The sequence below is a fragment of the Streptomyces silaceus genome, from assembly GCF_001419745.1.
Lineage (GTDB): Bacteria > Actinomycetota > Actinomycetes > Streptomycetales > Streptomycetaceae > Streptomyces > Streptomyces silaceus.
In genome coordinates, this window is sequence record NZ_LIRJ01000599.1 from 1 (window position 1) to 3,290 (window position 3,290).

Annotated in this window: 3 protein-coding genes and 1 pseudogene; 1 reads left to right on the top strand and 3 read right to left on the bottom strand. The window is 76.2% G+C overall.

Annotated features, from left to right (window positions below; genetic code table 11):
* A partial coding sequence (locus AOK22_RS37425) for a DUF1844 domain-containing protein (protein ID WP_055703115.1) occupies positions 1-361 on the top strand: 361 nt, incomplete at its 5' end.
* Positions 362-365: 4 nt separating this feature from the next.
* On the opposite strand, the gene AOK22_RS37430 is transcribed toward AOK22_RS37425, so the two are convergent.
* From AOK22_RS37430 to AOK22_RS37440, 3 genes and pseudogenes are all read right to left on the bottom strand, one after another.
* The gene (locus AOK22_RS37430) at positions 366-1,100 is read right to left on the bottom strand and encodes an SseB family protein (protein ID WP_055703116.1); all 735 of its coding nucleotides are present in this window, start codon (positions 1,098-1,100) and stop codon (positions 366-368) included.
* Positions 1,101-1,171: 71 nt separating this feature from the next.
* Entirely contained in the window at positions 1,172-2,347 is a 1,176-nt protein-coding gene (gene mycP / locus AOK22_RS37435; protein ID WP_055703117.1) for a type VII secretion-associated serine protease mycosin, read from the bottom strand.
* 58 nt (positions 2,348-2,405) lie between these two features.
* A pseudogene (locus AOK22_RS37440) lies at positions 2,406-3,290 on the bottom strand (hypothetical protein); the annotation flags it as partial.

Here is a 3,290-nt window from a genome sequence, read left to right on the forward strand (position 1 = left end):
CGCCCCCGAGTCCCCCGCCGGCGGCTCCCCCGACTTCGACACCCTGACCCGTGACATCGCGGACGTCCCCGCGGTCGAGGTGATCACGACGGTGGCGGTCCACCTGATGAGCGCCGCCGCCGTGAACCTCGGCCTGGCCGAGGGCGGCGAGGGCCACAAGGACCTGGACGAGGCCCGCAAGCTGATCCACTCGCTGGCCGGTCTGCTCGACGCGAGCGCCACGGAGGTCAGCTCCTTCCACGCGGCGCCGCTGCGCGACGGCCTGAAGTCGCTGCAGCTGGCGTTCCGCGAGGCGTCGCTGGTGGCCGACGAGCCGGGCCAGGGCCCCGGCGAGAAGTACACGGGTCCGGTCTTCGGCTGAGCCTTCACACCGTACGTACGTAGAGGGGCTCGCCCGGTGGCGTCGCCTCGGCAGGCAGCAGTGCCAGGTCGAGGCCGCGCACCAGGCGGGCCCTCAGTGTTTCGTCGGCGGCGATCAGCCGTGCCACGCGCTGCGCCGCCTCGGCCGGGTCCGCGGCCGGGTCGAGGACGAGGGCGAGGGTGCCGTCGGCGCGGCCGGGGCCGAGGTGGGCGCGGAGCACGGCGGGCTCGGCGGCGACGGCCGCGCGCACCGCCTCGGTGACGGCGGGGTCGGCGAGCGGGTCGGCGCTGGCCCGGCCCTCGGCGAGGGCGAGCAGCGCGGAGCGGCCCAGCTCGTAGGGGACCGGTCCGGCGAGGTCGAGGACGATCGTGTCGGCCTGCTCGTGGGCGGCGGCCTGGAGCGCCTGGTGCAGCGGCACGGCGACGGGGCGGGCGGCCGGGTCCCACAGCGCGAGGGCCTCGATGGAGGTGAACGCGGGCAGCGCCTTGCGGTCGCCGGCCTTGAGGGTGGGGACCGCCATGTCGCTGGTCTTCTCGCGGCGCAGGCCGTTCTCGTCCTCCTCGACCTCGCCGAGCACGGCGACGACGGGGACGAGGAGCCGGGCCCCGGCGAGGGCCGCGAGGACCGGCCCGTGGGCCGTGCGGTCCGCGGACCAGGCGGCGAGCGCCGCGGCCAGCCGCGGGTCGGCCGTGCCGTCGTCGTCGGAGAAGCCCGGGTCGGGAATGTTCTTGTTCGCCATGTTCGCCACGGTCCGACCCTACAGAGGCCCGCTCCCGCGGCGACGGCCGGTCCCGGGGCCGCGCGGGGGTCCTAGAACGTCGCGTCCGGACGCCTGCGGACCGGCCTGCCCCGCCAGAGGTAGACGCCCGCCGCGAGCAGGCCGACGCCGAGGCCGCCCGCGAGCGGACCGACCCAGCCCGCCGGCCCGTCGTCGCCGTCCGCGGTGTCGGGGCCGTGGCCGAAGTAGGCCTTGTCGTAGGAGGCGGCGCGCAGCCCTTGCGGCTTCAGCTCGGCACCACGGGTGAGCGCGGCCGCCGGGTCGATCAGGCCGAAGCCGCGGGAGTCGTCGCGGCCGCCCGCCGGGACGTCACGGGCCGTGTCCTCAAGGAGCTGCTTGATCTGCGCGGGCGTGAGCCCGGGGTGCGCGGCGCGGATCAGGGCGACGGCTCCGGAGACGAAGGCGGAGGCGGCGCTGGTGCCCCAGCCCTCGTAGTACTTGCGGTCGGGGTCGGCGATGACGATGTCGTCGCCGGGGGCGGCGACGGTGGCGTACCAGCGGCGGGTGGAGAAGGAGGCGCGGTTGCCGTTCTCGTCGACGGCGGTCGCCGCGATCACACCGGGGTAGGCGGCCGGGTAGGAGACGTGGTCGCCGCGCTCGCCGCCGTTGCCCGCGGAGGCGACGACGGCGACGCCCTTCTTGAGGGCGTACTGCACGGCGGCGTCCTCGGCCGGTTCGGGGTGGGCGGACTTGGAGTCGTCGCCCAGGGAGAGGTTGATGACGTCGGCGCCGTGGTCGGCGGCCCAGCGGATGCCTTCGGCGAGGGCGTTGCCCCGGGTGTTGCGGGCCTTCTTGCGGGCGGGGTCGCCGTCCTCCAGGATCACGCGGACGGGCAGGATCTTCGCCTCGGGCGCGATGCCGAGCACGCCGTCGCCGCGGTCCGCGCCGTGTCCGTGGCCCGCGATGATGCCCGCCATGGCGGTCCCGTGCCGGGCCCAGGGGCGGTCGCCGCGCCGCGCGCCGAAGCCGACCATGTCCTCGCCTTCGAGGACGTTGCCCGCGAGGTCGGGGTGGTCGGCGTCTATGCCGGTGTCCAGGACGGCGACGGTGATGCCCTTGCCCTTGGTGGTCTGCCAGGCCTGGCTGGTGTGCATGGCGTCGAGGGCCCACTGCTGGGCGCGGATGCCGTCGTTGGCGTACGCGGTGGGGGCGGTGAGGGCCAGCGAGGCGGCGGCCACGACGGCGACGAGCGGCTGACGGATCCTCATGAGGCCTCCTCCACGGGCCTGTTGGCGGCCGTCCTGTGCGCGGCCCGCGGCGCGGCGCTCACCGCTTCTTCTCCGCGGCCGCGATGGTCTTGCGCAGGCCCCGCTCGACGCGGTCGGCGATGCCCTTGGCCTCGTGGCCGAGACCGGCCTGGGCGGGCGCCGACGTGGTGTCGCTCCCCATGGCCTCGGTGGCGGGCTCCGGTTCGGTGACGGTGCGGCCGTCGGCGAATCCTGTCACGGCGTACGCGACGACGGGCGCGTCCGGGAGCACGGAGATGGTCCAGGAGGCGCGCTGGGCGTCCCCGAAGTCCGCGGCGGCGGTGCCCTTGGCGGCGTACGGCCGGGGCATGAGGTCGGGGCGCCGGTCGAGCCCCTCTTCCGTGAAACGGTTCCGCAGCGCCTGCATGGCGTCGGCGTCCGCCTTGGTGAACAGCAGCCCCACGGTGGTGACATGGCTGCGGGTGGCGTCGGTGTACGTGGCGCGCAGCAGCCGCAGACAGCCGGCGGGCGCGAGGGCCTTCTGGAGCAGCGGGTCGAAGGCGGCCCCGCAGCCGCTGTCCGGGGCGACGGCGATCCGGGTCCAGGAGCGGTCGGCGCCGCCGGGGCCCGCGCCGTCGCCCTTGAGGGCGGGCGGGAAGAGGCGGTCGACGGGGACGCTGTGCCAGAGGTCGCCGGTGACGGTGTAGGCGCTGCGCCGGGCACCGCCTGCCGCGGACTCGCCGGTCAGCCAACTCCCGGTCACCGCGCCGCCGATGAGGCCGAGCCCGATGACGACGCAGGCCGCGGCGGCGGCCGCGCGGGGGCGGACCCAGGCGCCGACGGGGCGCAGCCGGGTGGTGCTGTCGTCGTACATCGCGGGCCGCGCGAAGAACACGAAGGGCCGTCCCGCGCCGGGTCCCGGTGTCAGGTCGACGGCGCCGACCGCGCGGCCCGCGATGTACGA

Excerpts from the sequence above, each read along its gene's own strand:
- AOK22_RS37430 (WP_055703116.1), bottom strand. The coding sequence starts at position 1,100 with ATGGCGAACAAGAACATTCCCGACCCGGGCTTCTCCGACGACGACGGC.
- mycP (WP_055703117.1), bottom strand. The coding sequence starts at position 2,347 with ATGAGGATCCGTCAGCCGCTCGTCGCCGTCGTGGCCGCCGCCTCGCTG.